The organism is Shewanella sp. Scap07 (assembly GCF_013394145.1).
In the GTDB taxonomy this organism is placed as follows: Bacteria; Pseudomonadota; Gammaproteobacteria; order Enterobacterales; family Shewanellaceae; genus Shewanella; species Shewanella waksmanii.
Map to the genome: position 1 here is coordinate 101,304 of NZ_CP041329.1, position 19,913 is coordinate 121,216.

Annotated in this window: 21 protein-coding genes; 13 read left to right on the plus strand and 8 right to left on the minus strand. The window is 45.5% G+C overall.

Annotated features, from left to right (window positions below):
* The first annotated feature begins 25 nt into the window (after positions 1–25).
* From FLM48_RS00510 to FLM48_RS00545, 8 genes are all read left to right on the plus strand, one after another.
* Entirely contained in the window at positions 26–397 is a 372-nt protein-coding gene (locus FLM48_RS00510; protein ID WP_179022805.1) for a GntR family transcriptional regulator, read from the plus strand.
* A gap of 27 nt (positions 398–424) precedes the next feature.
* Positions 425–1,276, plus strand: a complete 852-nt coding sequence (locus tag FLM48_RS00515; RefSeq protein WP_179022807.1) for an ABC transporter ATP-binding protein — start codon at positions 425–427, stop codon at positions 1,274–1,276.
* The gene (locus FLM48_RS00520; protein WP_179022809.1) at positions 1,273–2,541 is read left to right on the plus strand and encodes a hypothetical protein; all 1,269 of its coding nucleotides are present in this window, start codon (positions 1,273–1,275) and stop codon (positions 2,539–2,541) included. Before FLM48_RS00515 ends, FLM48_RS00520 begins: the two co-directional genes overlap by 4 nt.
* A 162-nt stretch (positions 2,542–2,703) precedes the next feature.
* Positions 2,704–3,300 (plus strand): hypothetical protein, encoded by a 597-nt coding sequence (locus tag FLM48_RS00525; protein ID WP_179022811.1) that lies wholly within the window; start codon positions 2,704–2,706, stop codon positions 3,298–3,300.
* A gap of 26 nt (positions 3,301–3,326) precedes the next feature.
* Positions 3,327–3,644, plus strand: coding sequence for a hypothetical protein (locus FLM48_RS00530; RefSeq protein ID WP_179022813.1), 318 nt, complete (start codon positions 3,327–3,329; stop codon positions 3,642–3,644).
* Entirely contained in the window at positions 3,644–4,156 is a 513-nt protein-coding gene (locus FLM48_RS00535; RefSeq protein WP_028773740.1) for a hypothetical protein, read from the plus strand. The genes FLM48_RS00530 and FLM48_RS00535 overlap by 1 nt, the downstream gene beginning before the upstream one ends.
* A 352-nt stretch (positions 4,157–4,508) precedes the next feature.
* Complete coding sequence (locus tag FLM48_RS00540; RefSeq protein ID WP_028773739.1) at positions 4,509–6,302, plus strand: long-chain fatty acid--CoA ligase; 1,794 nt, start codon at positions 4,509–4,511, stop codon at positions 6,300–6,302.
* Between the two features lie 138 nt (positions 6,303–6,440).
* Positions 6,441–6,851, plus strand: a complete 411-nt coding sequence (locus FLM48_RS00545) for a thioesterase family protein (protein WP_028773738.1) — start codon at positions 6,441–6,443, stop codon at positions 6,849–6,851.
* Here the strand turns inward: FLM48_RS00545 and FLM48_RS00550 are convergent.
* From FLM48_RS00550 to FLM48_RS00575, 6 genes are all read right to left on the minus strand, one after another.
* Positions 6,846–7,091: a GNAT family N-acetyltransferase gene (locus FLM48_RS00550; RefSeq protein WP_028773737.1), complete on the minus strand. Its 246-nt coding sequence runs from the start codon at positions 7,089–7,091 to the stop codon at positions 6,846–6,848. The genes FLM48_RS00545 and FLM48_RS00550 overlap by 6 nt on opposite strands.
* 15 nt (positions 7,092–7,106) lie before the next feature.
* Entirely contained in the window at positions 7,107–7,538 is a 432-nt protein-coding gene (locus tag FLM48_RS00555; RefSeq protein ID WP_179022815.1) for a thioesterase family protein, read from the minus strand.
* 159 nt (positions 7,539–7,697) lie between these two features.
* Entirely contained in the window at positions 7,698–8,663 is a 966-nt protein-coding gene (locus tag FLM48_RS00560) for a linear amide C-N hydrolase (RefSeq protein ID WP_179022817.1), read from the minus strand.
* 244 nt (positions 8,664–8,907) lie between these two features.
* Entirely contained in the window at positions 8,908–10,227 is a 1,320-nt protein-coding gene (locus FLM48_RS00565) for an amidohydrolase (RefSeq protein WP_179022819.1), read from the minus strand.
* Positions 10,228–10,412: 185 nt separating this feature from the next.
* On the minus strand, positions 10,413–11,093 hold the full coding sequence (locus FLM48_RS00570; protein WP_179022821.1) for a trimeric intracellular cation channel family protein: 681 nt from the start codon (positions 11,091–11,093) through the stop codon (positions 10,413–10,415).
* 102 nt (positions 11,094–11,195) lie between these two features.
* Entirely contained in the window at positions 11,196–12,665 is a 1,470-nt protein-coding gene (locus FLM48_RS00575) for an amidohydrolase (RefSeq protein WP_179022823.1), read from the minus strand.
* Positions 12,666–12,981: 316 nt separating this feature from the next.
* On the opposite strand from FLM48_RS00575, the gene FLM48_RS00580 reads away from it, so the two are divergent.
* Genes FLM48_RS00580 through FLM48_RS00590 form a run of 3 tightly spaced genes read left to right on the plus strand, consistent with a single transcriptional unit; the run spans position 12,982 to position 15,432 of the window.
* The gene (locus FLM48_RS00580; RefSeq protein ID WP_218645321.1) at positions 12,982–13,215 is read left to right on the plus strand and encodes a DUF1656 domain-containing protein; all 234 of its coding nucleotides are present in this window, start codon (positions 12,982–12,984) and stop codon (positions 13,213–13,215) included.
* Positions 13,216–13,225: 10 nt separating this feature from the next.
* Positions 13,226–14,098: an HlyD family secretion protein gene (locus FLM48_RS00585; protein ID WP_179022825.1), complete on the plus strand. Its 873-nt coding sequence runs from the start codon at positions 13,226–13,228 to the stop codon at positions 14,096–14,098.
* A gap of 2 nt (positions 14,099–14,100) precedes the next feature.
* Complete coding sequence (locus FLM48_RS00590; RefSeq protein ID WP_179022827.1) at positions 14,101–15,432, plus strand: FUSC family protein; 1,332 nt, start codon at positions 14,101–14,103, stop codon at positions 15,430–15,432.
* Between the two features lie 85 nt (positions 15,433–15,517).
* Here the strand turns inward: FLM48_RS00590 and FLM48_RS00595 are convergent, their stop codons facing one another.
* Entirely contained in the window at positions 15,518–16,411 is an 894-nt protein-coding gene (locus FLM48_RS00595; RefSeq protein WP_179022828.1) for a LysR family transcriptional regulator, read from the minus strand.
* Between the two features lie 196 nt (positions 16,412–16,607).
* On the opposite strand from FLM48_RS00595, the gene FLM48_RS00600 reads away from it, so the two are divergent.
* Positions 16,608–17,768 carry a hypothetical protein gene (locus FLM48_RS00600; RefSeq protein ID WP_179022829.1) on the plus strand — a complete coding sequence of 387 codons (1,161 nt, stop codon included), beginning with the start codon at positions 16,608–16,610 and terminating at the stop codon, positions 17,766–17,768.
* Between the two features lie 69 nt (positions 17,769–17,837).
* On the opposite strand, the gene mtnC is transcribed toward FLM48_RS00600, so the two are convergent.
* Complete coding sequence (mtnC, locus tag FLM48_RS00605; protein WP_179022830.1) at positions 17,838–18,518, minus strand: acireductone synthase; 681 nt, start codon at positions 18,516–18,518, stop codon at positions 17,838–17,840.
* 220 nt (positions 18,519–18,738) lie between these two features.
* Between mtnC and FLM48_RS00610 the strand changes: the two genes are divergently transcribed.
* Positions 18,739–19,911, plus strand: a complete 1,173-nt coding sequence (locus tag FLM48_RS00610) for an alpha/beta hydrolase-fold protein (RefSeq protein WP_256871009.1) — start codon at positions 18,739–18,741, stop codon at positions 19,909–19,911.
* The last annotated feature ends 2 nt before the right edge of the window (positions 19,912–19,913 follow it).

Sequence of the window (19,913 nt, forward strand, 5' to 3'; positions counted from 1 at the left end):
GTATTAATACAGTAATTAAAGGCTAATGTTAGAACAACTAAATGTCAACCCCAGTAGTGGCGAACCCATTTATCGCCAATTAAACGAACAGATTATTCGTTTGATTGTGGGCGGCCAATGGCAAACGGCGCAGGTATTGCCTTCTGTTAGGCAGATTGCCGAGCACCTTGCCGTCAACCCGATGACAGTTTCCCGCGCGATTCAAATGCTGGTAGAACAAGGCTGGCTGGAGCGCCGCCGTGGGCAGCCGACACGCGTGGCAGAGCGGCAAGCAGACGTCGACAGCGATAGCACCGAGTTACTTACACCTCAACTGCAAGCATTAATCGCCCAAGCTAAACAGCTGGGTGTATCAATTGAACAGCTACAAGATGCGTTAACAAAACACTGGAAGTAACCCAAATTACTATTGGTAGGTCAGGCAATGGAGATGAATGTGGAACCAATTTTAGCCTTTAAGAGTGTAGTCAAACAGTTCGGTGATACCACGGCTATTGATAATCTCTCTATTGAACTTCACCCGGGGATGGTTGTGGGATTGCTGGGGCAAAATGGCGCGGGCAAGTCCACCTTGATGCGTTGTGCATTGGGTATTTTACAGATTGACCAAGGCTGCGTTGAAGTGATGGGTGAGTCGGTGGCCAATATTGCCTCTGCCACTAAGTCACAACTGGGTTATGTGCCACAGCAACCGTTTGGCTATGAAGGCTTTACCGTTGAAAAAGCGCTGAGTTTGCATAGCTCTTTTTATCCACAGTGGGATATCGAATTAGAGCAAGATTGGCTGCAGCGTTTTGAGCTGGATGGGACCAAGCAGGTCCAACGTCTATCTGTGGGCCAACGACAATCGCTAGCACTGATCATGGCGATGGCTTATCGCCCCAAATTATTGATCCTTGATGAACCTGTTGCCAGCCTTGATCCCATTGCCAGACGCCGCTTTATGGCTGATCTATTTGATTTGGCGCTAGATTCCGGTTCAGCCGTGTTATTTTCATCGCATATCACATCAGATTTAGAGCGAGTCGCTAGTCACTTGGCGTTGATCAAAGCCGGAAAGTTAGTGCTATTTAAGGAGATGGATAGCATTCGTGAGCAAGTTAAATTACTCAAGTTGGCCTCCGGGCACGCGTTGCCGGACTCTTTTAATGTACTGAACCGCTGCGGAGACAGCGTGTTGGTGGACAATTATCTGCCGAGCTTTAATGATGATGCCGCGGTACAAAGTAGCGAATCGGTCAGCTTAGAGCAGCTGTTCATGGAGTTACACCGATGAATAGCTTGGCGCCATTAAAAGGCATGATGCGATTCTGGTTTTTTGATGTGGGTAGTGCCAGCTTTTTAGGTGTGGCACTAATGGCGTTAGTCATGATTGTGGTAGCACCTTTGCTAGCACCCGACAAAATTAATGATTTCAGCATCATGCTATCCATGATGCAGGTCTCAAGTGCCACTGCCGTGGCATGGCAGCTAATGCGACTCGATGCTACCGAGTGGGCTAACTTGGTTCCCGACTACCGTAAAAATTTACTCGTGCAGTCGGGTTTCATCATGTTGATATCTAGCTGTTTGGCGATGGCAATAGCCCAGTTTTGGCAGATTGAGCACTATCTGACAGAATTCTTGTTGGCCACGCTACTGGGGTTAGGTTTTATTAGTGTAACCCGTAAAAGACCGGCCACTTTTCATATGTCTTTTGTGTTGTTTATCAGCTTGCCTTTTCTACCGAATTTAGCCAGTCACTTACAGCAATATAACGGTTTGCTCGCAGTGGTACTCATGACAGCAAGTATACTGTTATACCGGCAGCTGTCGGCAGCTACGTGGCATGCGGACGCCAGAAGTGTGTATCAAAATGGCTTAGAAATGGGCTGGTTTTGGCTGCCGAATCTAGGCAGTGGCAAGTTGCTCAATCGACTTGAATCGTTTTTGCATCCCTTGAGTTACTTTGTCGGTCCGCTATTGGTGATGGCCTTACTGGTATTGCCGGTCATGACGATTGTTGGCGCGGCTATCGCGGCGGCAATGGGCAGTCAGATGCCTGTGTTATTTTTGTTTTCGCAGTTTATATGTGTGTTGTGCGCCATGGTGCATTGGTGTCGTATTCAGCGTTGGCGCGGGGTAGAAACACTCTATTTATTACCAGGTTTTGATGGAAAACAGGGAATGATCGAGCTGTTTATTCGTGGTCAAAATCGACTGATTGGCATTATTGTAGCGCTAATGGCCGTGACAGCCGCAATCGTGGCGGCGTTTAATAGTGATATTACCTTATTAATGTGGCTTCACTTGGTGATCACGACTTTTGTTGGCAGCGCTTTGCTGCTGGGCTTAGGTTGTTTATCACATCGGGTGCTACATATTTCGCTCGCCATGGCGGTGGTGGTGGTTTATTCGGCCTATTTATCTTATTCCATGTCACAGATGTCGGCTGAGCAGCACTTTTCTCCCTGGATTTTTATTGATGTAGCTTTAGTGTTACCAGCATGCTTAACACTATGGATTGGAAAGAAAAAACTTTGGTCAGGCGATTTGTTATAAGCTGAATTCGTTGTGGTTTCTGTTGGTGAATAACCCATTGGCAGTGCGCTGAAAAATAGTGCTAAGCGATGTTCTTCGGTTGTTTGTAATACTTTGCGGCAATGGTTAATTCATTTTTGTTGAGTACAATAACATCCTTGTGTTCACAACATGGAAGGAACCATGACAATAGCAATGGCAAATGGACGGCCAACATTCAACTCAAGTACGCGAGCGTTTTTTGATGAGCAACTGAGTCAGCGAATACAATCACAATTAGACACAAAAACGCTCTTTGATAATATCGATGCTATCTCCGGTCTCACAGGTGCGGGTGTTGTTTATATTGATGGTCAGTTCAATATTGTTGAATTACGCCCCTTTGAGCCAGTATGCCGTATTGACCCTGTCAAAATAGTGCTTCGGGAACCGCCTAAAGCGATGAATCAAGCAGCCTTTGCGTCCCACTTGCGGGGGAGTCAAGGTAATATCCGAGAGTCAAAACTCGTATCGGAAGTTGCTGGCACCATATTGAGTTGTGGTGCAGCTTTTATTGGCTGGACTGTCATATTAGGCAGTGGTGCAGCGATTCCGTTAACGGGTGGAACTAGTAGTGTGGTGACTTATCTAGCGGTAGGTGCCGCTTCAGCAAGTGCTTTGCAGTGTGCAAATGGTGGGATACGTACATTCAATGAGTATTCAAAGCCTCAGTTTAATGATTTGCTAGATTCAAATGAGTGGTATCGACAGCGACAAGGGCACTTGATCTTATCTCTTTAGCTGGAGCGGGTGCCGCATCGGCCTCTATGATAAAGACGATTAAAATGATGCAAGTGGGCACATCTAAGAGCACTTTGCAGATTTTAAAAGGCTTATCTCGACCAGAGAAAAGGCGACTAAATAATGAAATAGCCAGATTAAATTTGCCTGGTGCTTCTGGCCGGATGATTAAATCGTTGAGCAGAAAGGGGCTGATTAAAAAGTATACTGGCACCCAGATAACCCATGCATTTCGTTTACAACTCAAAGATGCGGTTGGTGCATCTTTGAGTTTTTCTGGTAGTGCACTAACCGGTACTGTGAAAGCCTTGGCTATCGGCGTGTACGAAGAGGTCAATGACTAATGAAACCGAGCAATATTCCAAGAAGCGATGATGATATTGTTGGCCTCCTGCCCCCCTTAAAAGCCATTGTTGCCTTTCTATCTTCAACAATGTTGATGATTTTTTCGATTACTACACTTAACTACGTAATTCTTGCGACATATACGAAACTTTCCATTGAGCCTCAACTTGGCTATTTTTTTGGGACAATATTGGTCTTTTGCGGTTTTAATTTCGCGGTGACCCGAGGATCTTTTTTTGCGGCTACCGCATTCAATTACTATATGATTGTTCTTTTTAGCGTGTTTTTACCATCAGTGCTATTTATGGATGCTCAATCGAAACTGCTGCCAATTTATCTTATTGGTATTGTATTTGGTCTACTTACTTTCTATGCGTTAAATAATAAGTACTATCAAGCTTTTGTGCAGTATCAATTTGATGCTGTTGCTGACCAAAAGGAAGCATTGGCAGAGCTTGCAGCAGAACTCGCAGTAGAGGCGGATGCGGATAAGAAGCGCAATCAATTGTAATGTCTTAAATAGTGATGTAGCCGGTAAGATGTAAAGCTTAATTCTGCAGCATGATTGCCGATTGCCTCTGGTGGATTTCCGGTTATTTACCCTATTCCATGTCACAGATGTCGGCTGAGCAGCACTTTTCTCCCTGGATTTTTATTGATGTAGCTTTAGTGTTACCAGCATGCTTAACACTATGGATTGGAAAGAAAAAACTTTGGTCAGGCGATTTGTTGTAACAGCACAAAAGTTGAAAATCTGTGCGGTAGCTAACAAAATTTGAGCAAAAGCTCTTATTTTTAGTGTATGTTAAAGTTAAAATACTAAAAAAACAGGTACACCTGTACGCTAAATAAGGCCTAAACCCATGTCACTCGAGCAATACCACCTAATCCATCTTATTAAACAGCAAAGCCAATCTCTTGGTGATGCCATTGCGCTCGAAGGATTCGAAATGCAAGCTCCTTGGTATCAAGTGAGCTGGACCCAGTTTGATAGTATCAGCACTAAAGTGGCGTTGGCGCTATTGCATTTTGGTGTAAAAAGCCAAGACCGTGTGGCGTTGTTAGCTAACAATATGCCGCAGTGGACCTGTGCTGATATTGGTGCGCTTAAGGCTCGCACTGTTGTTGTACCCATCTACCCAACCAGTACTCCTGAGCAGGCTAAGTATATTGTTAATGATGCTGAAGCTAAGGTGATTTTTGTTGGTGAACAGCAACATTATGATATGGCATGTGAGTTAACTAAAGACTGCCCGAGTTTAGCCCAGATTGTGGTCTTTGACCGCCAAGTAACGTTACAGGACAACGAAAACCACTGCCATTTTGATGAGTTAATTGCCCGAGAGTTTGCTGCAGACTTGCATTTTGAATTACAAACTCGACTGGATGCAGCCAATTTAGATGATCTGTTAACCCTTATTTATACCTCTGGTACCACGGGCGATCCTAAAGGGGTGATGCTCGATTATCGTAATATTGCATCGGTTGTGCGCCAGCACGATAACTTTTTACCATTCACTCCCGGTGATGTGTCGCTTGCATTTTTGCCACTAAGTCATGTTTTTGAGCGTGGTTGGAGCTTTTATGTCTTGTGTCGTGGTGGCCATAATGTGTACTTGCAAAACCCGATGGAAGCCAAAGAAGCCATCGTAAAAGTACGTCCACATACGCTTTGTGTCGTGCCACGCTTCTTAGAGAAGGTGTATAGCGCTGTACAGGAAAAAGTGTCTAAAGCGCCGGCGGCAAGGCAGAAGCTATTTGCTTGGGCCTTGAATGTGGGTCATCGCCAATCGGAAGTACAGCAAGGACGTCAGCAAGGTTCAGCCTGGCTTAATTTGCAGTGGAAGCTAGCCGATAAACTGGTTTTTAGTAAGTTGAAACAAGTTTTGGGCGGCCGTTTGAAGTTTATGCCTTGTGGCGGTGCAGCACTTGATCCCTCTGTGAGTGCATTTTTCCAAAGCATTGATGTGCCGGTTTTATGTGGTTTTGGCATGACAGAAACCTGCGCAACTGTCACCTGCAACACATTAGAAAACAGAGTGCCGGGCTCGAATGGTAAAACCTTGCCTGAAGTTGAAGTGAAAATTGGTAAAGATGATGAGATTTTAGTCCGCGGTGATACCGTCATGCGTGGTTACTTCAATCGCCCGGAAGAAACGGCAGCGACGTTTGAAAATGGTTGGTTGAAAACCGGTGATGCAGGCCGTTTAGATGAGCAGGGCAACTTGTTCATTACCGATCGCATTAAAGAGCTGATGAAAACTTCTAATGGTAAGTATATCGCGCCGCAACGGGTTGAAGGCACTGTAGGGTGTTGCCCGTTCATTGAGCAGGTAGCCATCGTGGCCGATGCCAAGAACTATGTGACCGCTTTAATTGTCCCGGCCTATGAGTCGCTAGAAGCTTGGGCAGAAGAAAAAGGCCTGAAATATGAGTCTCCGTTAGAGTTGTTGCGCCACAGTCATGTGATTGAGCATTTCGAACAACGACTTAAAACGCTGCAAAGTGAGCTTGCGGGTTTTGAAAAAATTAAAAAATTCACTTTACTACCCGAAGCATTTTCTATGGAAGCGGGGTTGATCACGCCCACCATGAAGCTGCGCCGCAAAATGATTTATCATAAGTATGCCAGCGAAATTAGTGCCATGTATCGCTAGGGCAGAACAGTGAAAGAGGGATGCATTGCATCCCTTTTTTATGGCCACCATTTTTTAATATTTAGTCGATAGTAATCTGCTGGGCAGTGGTATGATTTGCTATCGAAAACGTTTCCGACCGACAATAAGGACAATCAAGTGTCAGAATCTTTATTCCAGTTAACCATCCAACCACGATTTAACGAAACCGACGGCTTAGGCCATATCAATAATACTGTGATTCCAGTGTGGTTTGAGGCGGCAAGAGAGCCAGTATTTGAAATCTTTAACCCGCAGCTAGATTTGAGCCAATGGAACTTGATTGTGGCCGGATTTACCATTGCTTTCACCTCGCCAACCCACTACGGCGCACCGGTAGAAGTTAAAACCTGGATTAGCCGTGTCGGCAATAGTAGCTTTGAGGTGACCCAGCAGAGCTGGCAAAATCAAGTGAAAACCGCAGAGGCGCAAACCACTTTAGTTCACTATGATTACCAGCAAAATCGCAGCCAAGCAATTGGTGCTGAAGTCAAAGCTCAGCTACAGGCACTGACTGGTCCAGCATCATAAAAATTTCTGCACATAACTGCAACTTGCACTAATGACGTAGTTTTGGCTGTTTGCCCATTCAAGCCCTCGTTCTACGAGTTGCTGGGCAACGCCTTGGCCGCGCATGCTGTCGGGGACAAAGGTGTGATGAAAATTGATGTTTTGGCCGTTCACTTCATATTGCAGACGAGCCTGGTTTTCAGGGATACCAGCGACAAATTGCTGTTGTGGTTCTTGATGGACTATGGTCAATGAATGCATAACGACTCCTCGCTATTAATCGTCTTGGGAATATTTATGTAGTGCCTCAAGCAGCTGGCCATCTAACACCGCTTTTTGCCCTGTTTTAAAGTTAAACATAACCACCTGAGAGCTGCCAATAGTGGTGACCGCTTGTTGGCTTTGACTATAAATATGGTAGTGCATTAAAAATCGATCTGCTTTGATATCACTAATTGATACACCCACTAGCAGTGTATCGGGAAAGGTCACCGGGCGCTTATAGCGCGCCTGATTCTCGCTAATTACCGGTCCGACTTGGGTGACTTTTAAATCAGCCAGTAAGCCTATTTGATTGAAAAAATCGATTCTGGCGGTTTCAAAATAACGAAAATACACCACATTATTAACGTGTTGTAGTGCGTCCATCTCCCCCCATGCAACGTTAATGGCAGTATGGATGGGGTATTGTTGTTTGAAGTCTTGCATAGATGTAAACGCCTGTTTGAATTTTATTCCAGCGTAACAGGCGTTTTGTGTAGCAACAAGTAAAAAGTTTACATGTAATATTAAGTCATCAGTGAACGAGTGTTGTGAAGGTGGAGTATGCCATTGCGGCGCAAGCCACCTCACTAATGATAGGTAAAGCTATAACCAGTTGATTGCCTTGTGAGGTGTTAGCTCAGCAGAGGATTCCCCAGATAGTTGACTATCAAGGTTCAGCGCCATAATAGGGGCATCCGCTTCGAGGTTGACTTTGTCAATGTCTAGCCAAAATACTGCAGATTTAAAAGGTGAATCAAACATATACCGTTTTGCTGTGTGGTCACTAATTGTGCGCCAAAGCGTAGCAGAAATATTTGGATGATCGGGGTCAGCCATACCTAGAGGTACGCTAACTGCTCGGATGATGGAGGTGCAAGCCGATGTGGCCATATTACCATCTTCAAATTTAGGTGTGCTTTTTAGTAGGTAGTTTGTTCGAACAAATCGATCAGCGGCGTTGATTGTGCCTGGTAGCATACGATTACCACCAATAAGCTCCCAATAATCATTAATAGCAATCTGCTGATCATAAGTTGGTGAGTTGGTCATCACTTGAAATTCGCCGCCATGATGGATAACAAGCTCACCATCAATGTACTCAAGTATTGCAGAGTCACCAGTTGGGTCAGAGATGGCAAGGTGTACTGATGCGGCGCGGCCATTGGGTAAGGTTGGCGCTGTGATAATGAACTCAGGGTTTTGCATTGCACTAACAGCTTCAGCTACGGTCGCAAAGTTGTCTAAAAAGTACTGATTCCAAGCACCGATAGATAGACGTGGTTTATTAGTTAAAGCAGCATCACCGTAGTCAGCTTCAGCCAGATATAGGGTATTGGCAACCAAACCGCACTCATTGATACCGTCTGAAGAGGCAACATCATAGAAAGAAGTAAAGATTGAGCCATATTTAGACGTCCAAGTTAGCGCATTGTCCATGCTTCCACCTGTTTGCTTTAGGCCTCGTGGGTATACCATGACACGGCTTTTAGCTTTAGGGTCATTCCAGTCCATGCTTCGCGCAGTAATGAATTGATTGGTGTTAGTTTGGTAAATAAAACGTGTACACATAGTGGCGTGCTCCAATTTGAATATTAAAGTTAAGAAAATTTAGTGACTTATTGCCCGGTTTAACTCAGTCTCAAAAGTTAGTCATAGCTTAATGGCGGAGGCATTATTCACCCACTCTACAGCGGAGGACTGTATCCTCATTTTTCAGTGCTTTTTATCTAAAGGAGGCTGTGTATTAGGGGCTGGTACAAATAAAAACGCCGCCTTATCATAGACAAGGCGGCGTGTAAGTTATGATGCTTCTCTAGCGCTTAAGGAACTCTAATACGACCGAGGTCAGTGCGGTTGTACCGGTGGCAATTGCACCTTGTTCTACCACAAAGTTTGGGTTGTGATTGGTGAATTTAGGAAATGCGCCCGTTGCGGTAAAGTTATTCCAAGTTTGCTGAGTGGCAGCACCGACTTCGACAAATACCACAGGAACATCCGGATAATCTGTGGTTAGCATATGAAAGTCTTCAGAGCCCATCACGCTTGGTAATCCTTTAATGACATTGTCTTCACCAATAGCCTCTATCATCGCCTGTTTGGCTATGGCTGCTTCGGCCTCCGGGTTAATTAACGGCGTAGAGTAGCCTTTCATTACATAGGTCGGCATTTGATCTGCTGCCATGCCATACATTTGAGCGACATTATCAGTCACGCTTTTAATGCCGTGAATCATCGCGTCACGCTCTTGCTGTTGATACCAACGCAAGTTGAGTTTTAGGGTGGCAGAGTCGGGGATGATATTATTGCTATCGCCTGCTTGTACCGCGCCCACGCTCAATACTGCTGGCTCTGCTTGGTCTACTACCCGTGACACAATGGTTTGATAACCCATAATAGACATCGCTGCCATGATGACCGGATCTTTGGTGGCGTGGGGTGTTGAACCATGACCGCCTATGCCTTGAATGGTGACGTCAATCTGATCGGTACCAGCCATTCGGCGCCCATGGTTTACTGAAACGGTGCCTTCTGGTAGCAGTGGGTGCACGTGACCAGCAATGAGCACGTCAGGGACAGGAACTTTGTTGTATAGACCATCTTCAACCATTGCTGTGGCGCCCATGATTAACTCTTCTGCAGGTTGTGCCACTAATACCATAGTGCCTTGCCATTGAGATTGACTAGCGGCGAGTTGTTTTGCCATGCCAATTAGCCAAGTTGTATGGGCGTCGTGACCGCAGGCATGCATGGCAGGTGTTTCATTGCCATGGCGGTCGAGAGTCAGTCCTGTGGCCTTGTAGGCAAGGTTGGTTTCCTCTTTGATTGGCAGGGCGTCCATATCGGCACGAAACATTACCACCGGGCCGTCACCATTTTTTAATACGCCAGCCACACCGGTTTCGGCAATCCCTTCATGGACTTCAAAGCCAAGTGCACTTAGCTCTTTGGCGACGATTGCGGCCGTTGCATGCTCCATGAATCCCACTTCTGGATTGGCATGAATATGCTCAAAAATTTCGATCAACCTGTCATTGTCTTGTAAAACAGCTTCTTGCAAAGGTTGAGCATGAGCCACTGGGGCAGTAAAAGCTAAAGTGGCAGAGATTAATGCTGATAGTGTGAGTTTTTTCATTGTGCACTCCTAGGTGTAAAGCGAAATGTCATCGGCAACAATCTGCCGATATCTAAGCAGGTACTGATAGTTGATGAGATAAATTTACCAGCGCTTTAAGCCCCATACGACTCTGCTAAGGAGGACTGAATCCTCACCAAAGTGACATTTTGGCAGTGTTTGGAGATCGCGGCATTGAAGACAAACTAACGCGTTTTACCTGCTAGTGGCTTTACCAAGGTGAATTGGTGGCCGAGTAATGCCCATGCAGGCACACCAATGTTGAATTGAATACTTACGGTTCTTAGGGTAATGATAAAGGCAATGGCACATAGTGCACTAACGGCAGCCCACTGCGGTGCGAGAGCCAGAACGATGCAATGTAAGCCGCAGCCTAATGCCACGGGAATGGCATAAAGTTCACGTGAAAATAGTAATGTAGGGCGTTGCAACAACACGTCTCGTATCATGCCACCACCAATGGCAGTAATCAGGCCCATAAACATAGGCACAATAGGCAGCCCAAAACCTAAATTCCAGGCTTTGTTTGTGGCTTGAATCGCAAACATGGCAATGGCAATGGTGTCGATGTGTAAATATAAGCTGTGTATCCAACGCTTATTTAATAGCCCAAAAAAGATAAAGCCTAAAATACTACTGATGATCGAAACCCATAAAAATGAGGTATCTTGTGACCAAAACATTGGTACATCTAACATACCGTCACGCATCGTTCCGCCACCAACAGCGGTGATAATGCCCAAGATAATCACTGTAAATATATCAACATTTTTGTGTTCGGCGGCAAGTACGGCAGATACAGCAAACGCCGCAGTGCCTAGTACTGTAAAGCTATGACTGAGAAAGTCTAAATTTAATAGTGACATAATAGGTTGCTCGATAGTGAAAGCCTTAACCCATAGATGCACCTGGGTCGTTTGAAGGCTATTGCGGCAAGTGAAAGCGATGGCCTTCACTTGCCGGGTTGATTAGTGGTGATGACAAGGCATATTGTCAGCGTGCTCATGTTCGATATCGCCAAATTGCTCCATGGCAGTATGTAAGCAGCATTCGTAGTTGCTCAGTTGGGCATCATTCAGTTTGCCGCGCGGATTTTCCTCATAGTCATTTAATGACACGTACTCCTGTCCGCCTTTTTGTTTTTCAAATTCCGCTTTTACTTGTGCCATCAATTGCGGATCTGTCATAAGCTCTAGTCCTTGCGCGGCTAAAACATGGGCTGCTTGCAGGCCAGCTTTACGGCCAATGCTCATACCATTACAGGCAGTACATCCCCACTGATGAGGCGGAATATGTTTGGGCCACGAAGCAAATAGTGCTCCCATGGTAGGGACGTTCCAACTCACGTCACCCACATCGGAAGATCCCCCAACCTCAACGCCTGTTTGAACAGGAAGTACATCGGTTGCTAGTCCATCTAACGGTTTACCCATCTCTTTTTGAATTGCTTTGGCAAACTCTTGTTCCTCTTCTGTCCAGGCAATCGGGAAGTAGCGATTCATATGTTCGGTAATGGTATTGGCCAACACGTCGTTTGGTAGGCAGTCATAAATGCCGCCTAAGTTAGTTACCGAAGCTTTAGTTTGGGTTGATAGCGCCGCGCCTTCTGCCATCTCCTCCAGCCATTTCTTATATTGGCGCACGTTTTCAGCGCTTTTACCGCGATAACGTACTAACACTTTGGCGTAGTCAGGGATAACGTTTACTGCGTCACCACCATTAAGAATTTGGTAATGTAATCGCCCCGTTGGCTCCATTTGTTCGCGCATCATGTTGGCTGACATTAAGAATATCTCGGCAGCATGCAGAGCACTGCGGCCTTCCCAAGGCGCTGCTCCTGCGTGAGCGGTAACACCATGCCATTCAATCCAAAGATCAACTGCTGCCGCAGAATGAAAGTTGATTGCGGTATTCACCATTGCTGGGTGGTTATGTAGACAGACGTCGAGGTCATCAAAAATACCAGAGGCTGCCATGTAATTTTTACCATTGAGGGCTTCTTCTGCAGGGCAGCCGTAAACCTTGATTGTTCCTTCAATACCTTCTTTTTCCATCAGGTTTTTTAGTGCAATAGCTGCACCAATGGATGATGAACCAATTAAGTTATGCCCACAGCCATGGCCATTGGTATTGCCACTTGGTGCGGGTGTTTGGGTGGGTACCGTGTCGTTGCCTAGTCCTGGTAGGGCATCAAATTCAACTAAGTAACCGACCACAGGCTTGCCGGTTCCCCATGTCGCAACCCAAGAGGTGTCTAAACCGGCAACAGCGCGCTCGGTGATATCGAAACCATGTTTGGCCAATACCGCACTTTCTAGTGCAGAGCTTTTGAACTCCTCATAACTGAGCTCTGCATATTCCCAGACTTGAGAAGCCATCTTCCAAATAACATCTTCTAGCTTGGCAACTTCTTGATCGATCTTCGTGTAGTTTTGCATTGTGTTTCACCTTTAATCAGTTGGATGAGAAAGTTGGAGGCTTGGTTAACCCTCGAGCTTTCGATGTGGCCATATTAATGGTGAGCAATGGCATCTCTAACTCCTCAGAAGATGATTGAATCATCATCAGAAATACTTTTGGCGATAATGTTCTTTGGGTTTTTCTTGCGGGAATTACGCTCCACTGGGGCTATGAACTTAAAGTGGCGTAGTTTGGACTCAGGTTTTGTTCGGTGAATTTGGTGTCTACATTTGGTTGTGTAGGGTTCAGTCCTCCTTGGCAGCTTATGGAGGATGGCGCGATGGCGCTAGCATAGTGGCATATTCATTAACTGGAGAGGTTGTTATGCCCCATGAAATAGCGATAGGTGAAATCTATGTTCCGCCTTTGATGTTAGTGGCCGTGCTCGCGTATGTCGTGACGGGTCTGTTGTCCCTGTGTTTAGCCAAGCTAGGAGTCTATTCACTGCTTGTGGCGCCTGCGGTGGCGGAGCTGAGTGTGTTTGTTGTGGTATGTGCATTGATTGGCATGTTCATTCCGTTTGTATGAGGAAAAAGAGATGTTTAATAAGATAACGATAACCTTGCTGCTAAGCGCGACTGCACTGGTTTTGGGGCATCAGTACTATCAATACAATAGCGCCAACCCATGGACACGCGATGGCCAAGTAAGGGCTCATATTGTGCAAGTCACGCCACAGGTGACGGGGCAAATTGTTAAGGTGCTGGTTAATAACGAACAAAGGGTTGAGCAAGGGCAATTACTGTTCATCATTGATCAAAGCCAGTATCTTGCCGAGCTAAAAACGGCCAAAGCCAATCAAATGCAGGCAGAGGCGATGTTAAATAAAGCTAGCAATGAGCAACGTCGTGCCCATGGTTTAGCGAAGCGTTCAGCGGGTTCCATATCAACACTGAGTTTGAATAACTATGACAGTGCGGTGGAAACCGCTGCTGCAAATCTTGCTGCGGCAAAAGCACAGGTCACTCAAGCACAAATTCAGATGGACCACACCAAAGTGTACGCACCTGTTAGTGGCTTTATTACCAATCTTAACTACCACTTAGGGTCGAATGTGGTAGCCAATAGCCCTGTGGTGGCCCTGATTGATGAAGATAGCTTTTGGGTGGAAGGGTTCTTTAAAGAAACCGAGCTTCGTGGTGTTCGCCAAGGCCAACAAGCAAAAGTGATGTTAATGGGAGATCGCGACACTGTGTTGCAAGGGCGGGTTGAGAGTGTGGGTTATGGTATTGCTAAGGCAGATGGCAGTACCGGAAACGCGCTGTTACCGAATGTAAACCCCAACTTTCAATGGATTAGGTTGGCGCAACGCTTACCGGTTAAAGTGATATTGGATCAAGTTCCTGAGCCGCTGCAATTACGTGTTGGAGTCACTGCGTCGGTCCAGCTACTCGAGCATCAAGGTGATTAGCGATGTTATCCCTATCATCAAAAGAAGCGATTAAGTTTGGCGTTGCCTTGGCCTTGACTATGGTGGTGTCTTTGTCACTGGGGTGGACAAAAACCTCCTGGTCGATGTTAACCGTCGTGGTACTTTCTGGGCTAAGTGCTTATGGGTATGTGGCGCAGAAAAGTCGTAACCGAATTGTTGGTACCCTAATAGGTACTCTCTACGCTTTTGTTGCCATTGCATTGTTTGCGCAGCAGCGGTGGATGTTCATTGCAGCAATGGCATTGTTTTTAGCCATTTGTGTTTATATGGGTGGCCACCGCCGTTGGGGCTATATGTTTAATATTGCCATAACGGTTGCCTTGATTATCTCGACCGCAGTAACCGGTGACAGTGCCAATGTGTTTAATACTGCTGTATTGAGACTGCAAGATACCGTGTTGGGCGTGGTGCTCTATTCTTTGGTTTACCGAAGCCTTTGGCCTGTCACCACCGCGCAGGTTGCAGCAACTTGTTTAAGCAATATTCGTCAGCAATTAGCCAGGTTACAAACACTGATTGAACAGCGCCAATACCAGCAAGTACAGGCTGAAGTAGATGGATTAAGGGCAAGTTCAGCCCAATTGACCGAGTTGCTTGATTTACCTGAAACGGCAAGTCTTGAGTTGGTTAGTCAAAGGTCACACTACGCCAGTGCTTTATGGCTATTACAGCAAATTTTGCATCAATTACCCGAAAGCCAGCATAGTGAGCTGCCCGCAGCTTGGCGCCCAGTTCAAATACGGCTCAATGAGTTTGATGCAGAATTGGCCGCTCAAAAAGGCGCGGGTTATGCAAACAAGCTAGAGTTTGCCGCTGAGTTAAGCCAAACTCAGTTTAAGCAGCGCTGGTATTCGGTCGCTCAGGCACTGTGTGTCATGCTAAGTAGCTTTGTATTGTGGATCTATTTGCCGGTGCCTGGCGGAGCGTTGTTTCCGACTCTTGCAAGTGTATTAGCAGCCAATGTGTTGTCTATTCCCGGTAAAATGGTGAAATTTGTCTATGTGTTTTATGCGGTTTTTGCTGCATGGATACTGTTGATGTATATCTTTTTTTTACCACTAATTACCCAAGGGTGGCAGCTTGCAGCAACCTTTGCAATCAATGGTATGTTGTTTTGGAAAGTCTGTGACTTGCTGGGATTGGCAGCAATGAAAAGCTTGGCAGGAAATATTCTCGTTAATGTTCCTGCCAGTGCGACTGAAAGCGTTCCAAGCTTTGGTGTGACAGGGCCAATCATGATGATTTTTTTACTGTTTCTATCATTGGCGTTAATTCAGTTCTTCGCCAAATTAATACCGTTGCCGGCAAAGTGATGCTATGAAACAGGTCTTGCGGTGATTAGCGAAGTGTTGCAGCAAATCGCTAATCACTCATCGCCTAACGACTATGCGACAGAGCCTACTCAGGGCTCAGATAGTTATCAATTCCCTGTTTAATGGATTCTCTGACCTCGATAATCGGCTTTGATTGCTGGCTCCAAAGCGCAACCGGAATGGTAAAACCGTCGCGAATTTGTTGGCACTTAAGTTCAACTAAGTGAGTCGCAATATAACTATTGATATCGCGGTTTTTAGGCAGCAAAGTCCAACCTAGCCCTTTTTGGGTTAATTTGATTGCTAAGGCAAGCTGATCCACAACATCATAATTAGGTGACAGCAGCACCCTATCAGACATGCCTTCATCAACGAGTGATTTCAGTACGAACTCGCGGCTAGATTTGAGGGCGGTGTATATTTGTGAAGAGGGCAACTTGGCTAACTCACTGTCTTTACTTGCATAGGGCACAAATGGCATTTGGCCAAGTAAGGTGTAATCAATATTACTCATGGCGCTGGCTTTATGCACATTGACGATACCAAAATGAATGGTTTCATCTGCTAGCCCTTGGCGAATTTCTTGCTGAGTTCGCACTAACATATTGACGCGCATTGACGGGAAGTCGGTAATTAACTGTTCGCGAATATGGGATAGCGCCAGGTGAGGAATAAAGCTGCTATAGGCGATGGTGATGGAATCGAGTTCGCCAAACGATAAACTCAAAGCCACCTTGTCAAAGGTTCTGGCTTGCTCAATGGCTTGCTTAGCGTAGTGATAAAGTAAGTGGCCGTCTTGAGTGGGCTCTACAGTGCGAGGATTACGTTCAAAAAGGGTGACTGCCACCTGATCTTCCAAGTTTGCGATGACTTGGCCGACCGTAGTGCGATGCTTATTAATCTTAATGGCTGCTTTACTAAAAGACTTTTCTTCATATACGCTGACAAATGCCGCAAGCTGCTCAAGGCTGAAATTCACAGTCACTTCTCCCTATGTTAGTGCAAACCGTTTAGCGTGTTATCTATCATACTGCATTTGCTGTTTTACGCACTATTTGTTTGTTTTTATAAGGTAGATTGGCTGTAGGTTATGAAGTTTTCAGGCTAATGAACTTTATCGTTAAAAGCTTTATGATGGCTAAGGGCTACAAAAATAAGAAATGGAATTTTCAAATATGTCTGATCTTTACCGTCGTTTTGGCAGCACGATAAAAGCATTACCTAACCCGTTTAGCTCTACCTGGTATTGGTTTAAAAATGCGATAGGTGCCTTTTTAGATAAATTGACTGTGGCACAAAAGCTGTATTTTTTGGCGTTTGTATTCGTGGTGGGCACTGACACTTTTACATGGGTGGCAATTCTAACCGTGTTGGGTTTAAGTATCGAATTCTGGCCGGTTTTCGAACGCATATGGCACAGTTTAGCTGGTAAGGCGGTACTGTTATTGTTTTACGCCATTGTGGCCAACTTTGCCCTAGGTTGGGCCGCCGGTATTGTTAATGATGTCGCCGGTGTGCCGGCTAGCCACCTTAGTTATACCCATAACATGGCGTTATTGTTATATATCCCTGCTTGGTTTGTGTTAATTACCGCCCTTGCCATATTGGCTATTCAATTAGTGGTGCCGTTTTACTTGATATTGATCTTGATGCTCAAGCCATTAGGTATCACCTTGCCACGATTGACCCAAAATGAGCATTTTCGTAAAACCACTTTGTTGGTCAGGCTAGTACTGGCCTCGACGTTGTTATTTTATTTGGTGTTATATATCGTTCCTGAGATCAATGAAGATGACATTGGTAGTAATGTCGAGAACACCATCAATGGTCAAGTAAGCGATATCAACATCGGCATTGATCTGACTGAGCAACTCGCTCCAGGGGATGCAGCGTTACAGCAAGCAGCCCAATTACTTGCAGAAGCGCAAGAAGACGTTAAAGCGCAACGACAGGCCGGAAATTCACGACAAGATGTGGATGCAGAATCTAGCGACCCTTCATTGATAGAAGAGCTGACTAACGGTGTTGTTCAAGTCAGTGAGCCAACGACGACTGACGAGCAAGAGCTTGAACTGATAGAGCAACAGGCCAATACTCGTGAAAAGTATCAAAAGTTCGTGCGTAAAATGGTCGCGCAATTTGCGTATAATTTAGAGGCCGACAGTAAGTCACGTTGTGAGAAAGCGGAAGAGTCGAAAGTGGTCGAGCTCAATGACTATGAAATATTAGAGATATTTACTGACCGTGATGCCGCCGATGGTTTCCGGTTTGAGGTTAAACCTTGCGTGTCTCCAGCATTCCCAGCCATGAAAGCAGGTCAATTTACGACTAATTAGCTGAGACTTAAGTGCGGGCTTTAATACAAACAAGGGCCATGATGGCCCTTGTTTGTTATTGACTACTTGCTAGCTAAGGCTTAGCTCGGCAAAACTGGTGATTTGTGGATGCTCTGCAGTGCGCTGCTCGTCATCGCGCACCATTTGCAGGGTACGCATACCGGCTTCTTGTGCGGCTTTGAGTTCTTCAACAACATCTGAAATGAATAGCACCTGCTTAGGCGCTAAGCTGATAGTGTTGATGATGTTGCAATAAGCTTGTTTAAACAGCTTATTACCGGTACGAGTATCAAAGTGGCCATCAAATTTAGGAGTCAGATCACCGGCATCACTGTGACTAAATAGCAATTGCTGCGCTTCTGCTGAGCCAGAAGAAAAGCTATATAAACGCACATTTTGGCTTTTGATTGCGTCGATAGCATCGATAAAGTCAGGGTAAATATGGCCGGTAAACTCGCCTTTAGCGTAGCCTTGCTTCCAGATCAGCCCTTGTAAGGTCTTCAGTGGTGTGGCTTTACGGTCTTCTGCGATCCATTGCTGAAGAATTTCAACCACTCGCTCCAAACTCGCGTCCGGCTCAAGGGCGATATCTCTGACATCGCAAATGCAGTTATCAACTAGCACGTTAGACTGATTAGCTGCTAAAAACTCACTGAGAGCGTTAGCCGAGTAGGGAAACAAAGTCTCTTTAATAAAATTAAGATCGGTTGTTGTACCTGCTGTATCTACAACGATGGCTCTGATACCCATGGTATTGGTGTTCTCCACTATCAAATTAGGTCAATGCACTCTCTGCTTAGCCACGATCCTATGCCGAAATGAACACTTTGGCTAGCTTATTTGCTGCTCAAATTGTATTAAATTTACCGAATTTGACCGGCGAGTGCAGCAGTGAAGACGAAAACTGATCTATTAAGCACCAATAAATACTGCTAGGTTATGGAGTAACAAAACTAAATGGATATTTATTTTGCTTAAAAATAACTTACTATCAATGTGTTATGCGCTTCTTCTACTGCTGGTAACGACCGATGCAATGGCGATAGCTGACGGGGCACAGCAAGATACCCTGACAGTTAAGCTGAAACAAAGTCAATCGAGCATCAGCTTTAACGTGACACTCCCGAGCAGTTATCAGCAACAGCCCAGCAAGCAGTATGTGGTGCTGTTTGATTTTCACCCCCGTAGTCATGCCTATTTGGCGGGTATGCACGATTGGATGAGCCACAATAGTGGCTGGCCTTGGCTAGAAACTATTATTGTTACCGCACCTGATGGTAATGAAACCCTTGGCAATATGAAAAAGGCGGCCATTGAAGTAGAGGGTGACACCCAGTTACTCGATTTTATGCAGCAGCAATTGTTGCCTGCCATTAGTAGTAAGTATCGCAGCAACGGTTTTAACATTTTCAGCGGCTTTACCGGCAATGCGGGCTTGGGCCTATATATGCTGATTAATCGCCCGGAACTGTTTAATGCCTACTTTATTGCTAGCCCAGTGCTGAGCCAAGACTTTGCTTATGTGCTGCAAGATGCACCGAAAAAGCTGGCGGCAATGAAAGGTAAATCTCGGTTTCTGCTAATGAGCACCAGTGATAGTGGGTATGAACAAGGTCAGCTAGCGTCATTTGCTCAGATGGAAGCGATACTCAAAACCCACGCAACCGATAGGCTTGATTATCGCATTAAACGCTTTGATGGCACTTATTACATGACCCAACCCGTATTAGCAACGGCCTATGGTATTGAGTTACTGTTTGATGATTATCATACTCCGTTAGCGCCAACCTCTGGGGTCGCCATGCAAGGCGCGCAAGCAATTGTTGATTATTACCAACAGCTCTCTACCCAAAAATATGGCTTTGAGGTCTCACCTGTTAGTTCGTTAATCAAGCTGGCGCAGTTGCAAACAGAGCAAGATCCGCAACAGGGGCTGCAGACTTATTTATTTGCAGTTAAGCAATCTCCACAGTCGGCGACCGCCCATGATGCGATTGCTGCAGCCTATGGCGAGTTAAAACAGTACGATATGGCAATTAAGCATCAGCAGCTAGCACTCGATAACACCCAACATCCTTTTTGGATAAAGCACTACACCGACAGCATTGAACAATTTAGTCAATTACAGCGCGGTGATGACTAGCC

Excerpts from the sequence above, each read along its gene's own strand:
- FLM48_RS00510 (WP_179022805.1), top strand. The coding sequence starts at position 26 with ATGTTAGAACAACTAAATGTCAACCCCAGTAGTGGCGAACCCATTTAT.
- FLM48_RS00515 (WP_179022807.1), top strand. The coding sequence starts at position 425 with ATGGAGATGAATGTGGAACCAATTTTAGCCTTTAAGAGTGTAGTCAAA.
- FLM48_RS00520 (WP_179022809.1), top strand. The coding sequence starts at position 1,273 with ATGAATAGCTTGGCGCCATTAAAAGGCATGATGCGATTCTGGTTTTTT.
- FLM48_RS00525 (WP_179022811.1), top strand. The coding sequence starts at position 2,704 with ATGACAATAGCAATGGCAAATGGACGGCCAACATTCAACTCAAGTACG.
- FLM48_RS00530 (WP_179022813.1), top strand. The coding sequence starts at position 3,327 with ATGATAAAGACGATTAAAATGATGCAAGTGGGCACATCTAAGAGCACT.
- FLM48_RS00535 (WP_028773740.1), top strand. The coding sequence starts at position 3,644 with ATGAAACCGAGCAATATTCCAAGAAGCGATGATGATATTGTTGGCCTC.
- FLM48_RS00540 (WP_028773739.1), top strand. The coding sequence starts at position 4,509 with ATGTCACTCGAGCAATACCACCTAATCCATCTTATTAAACAGCAAAGC.
- FLM48_RS00550 (WP_028773737.1), bottom strand. The coding sequence starts at position 7,091 with ATGCATTCATTGACCATAGTCCATCAAGAACCACAACAGCAATTTGTC.
- FLM48_RS00555 (WP_179022815.1), bottom strand. The coding sequence starts at position 7,538 with ATGCAAGACTTCAAACAACAATACCCCATCCATACTGCCATTAACGTT.
- FLM48_RS00560 (WP_179022817.1), bottom strand. The coding sequence starts at position 8,663 with ATGTGTACACGTTTTATTTACCAAACTAACACCAATCAATTCATTACT.
- FLM48_RS00565 (WP_179022819.1), bottom strand. The coding sequence starts at position 10,227 with ATGAAAAAACTCACACTATCAGCATTAATCTCTGCCACTTTAGCTTTT.
- FLM48_RS00570 (WP_179022821.1), bottom strand. The coding sequence starts at position 11,093 with ATGTCACTATTAAATTTAGACTTTCTCAGTCATAGCTTTACAGTACTA.
- FLM48_RS00575 (WP_179022823.1), bottom strand. The coding sequence starts at position 12,665 with ATGCAAAACTACACGAAGATCGATCAAGAAGTTGCCAAGCTAGAAGAT.
- FLM48_RS00585 (WP_179022825.1), top strand. The coding sequence starts at position 13,226 with ATGTTTAATAAGATAACGATAACCTTGCTGCTAAGCGCGACTGCACTG.
- FLM48_RS00590 (WP_179022827.1), top strand. The coding sequence starts at position 14,101 with ATGTTATCCCTATCATCAAAAGAAGCGATTAAGTTTGGCGTTGCCTTG.
- FLM48_RS00600 (WP_179022829.1), top strand. The coding sequence starts at position 16,608 with ATGTCTGATCTTTACCGTCGTTTTGGCAGCACGATAAAAGCATTACCT.
- mtnC (WP_179022830.1), bottom strand. The coding sequence starts at position 18,518 with ATGGGTATCAGAGCCATCGTTGTAGATACAGCAGGTACAACAACCGAT.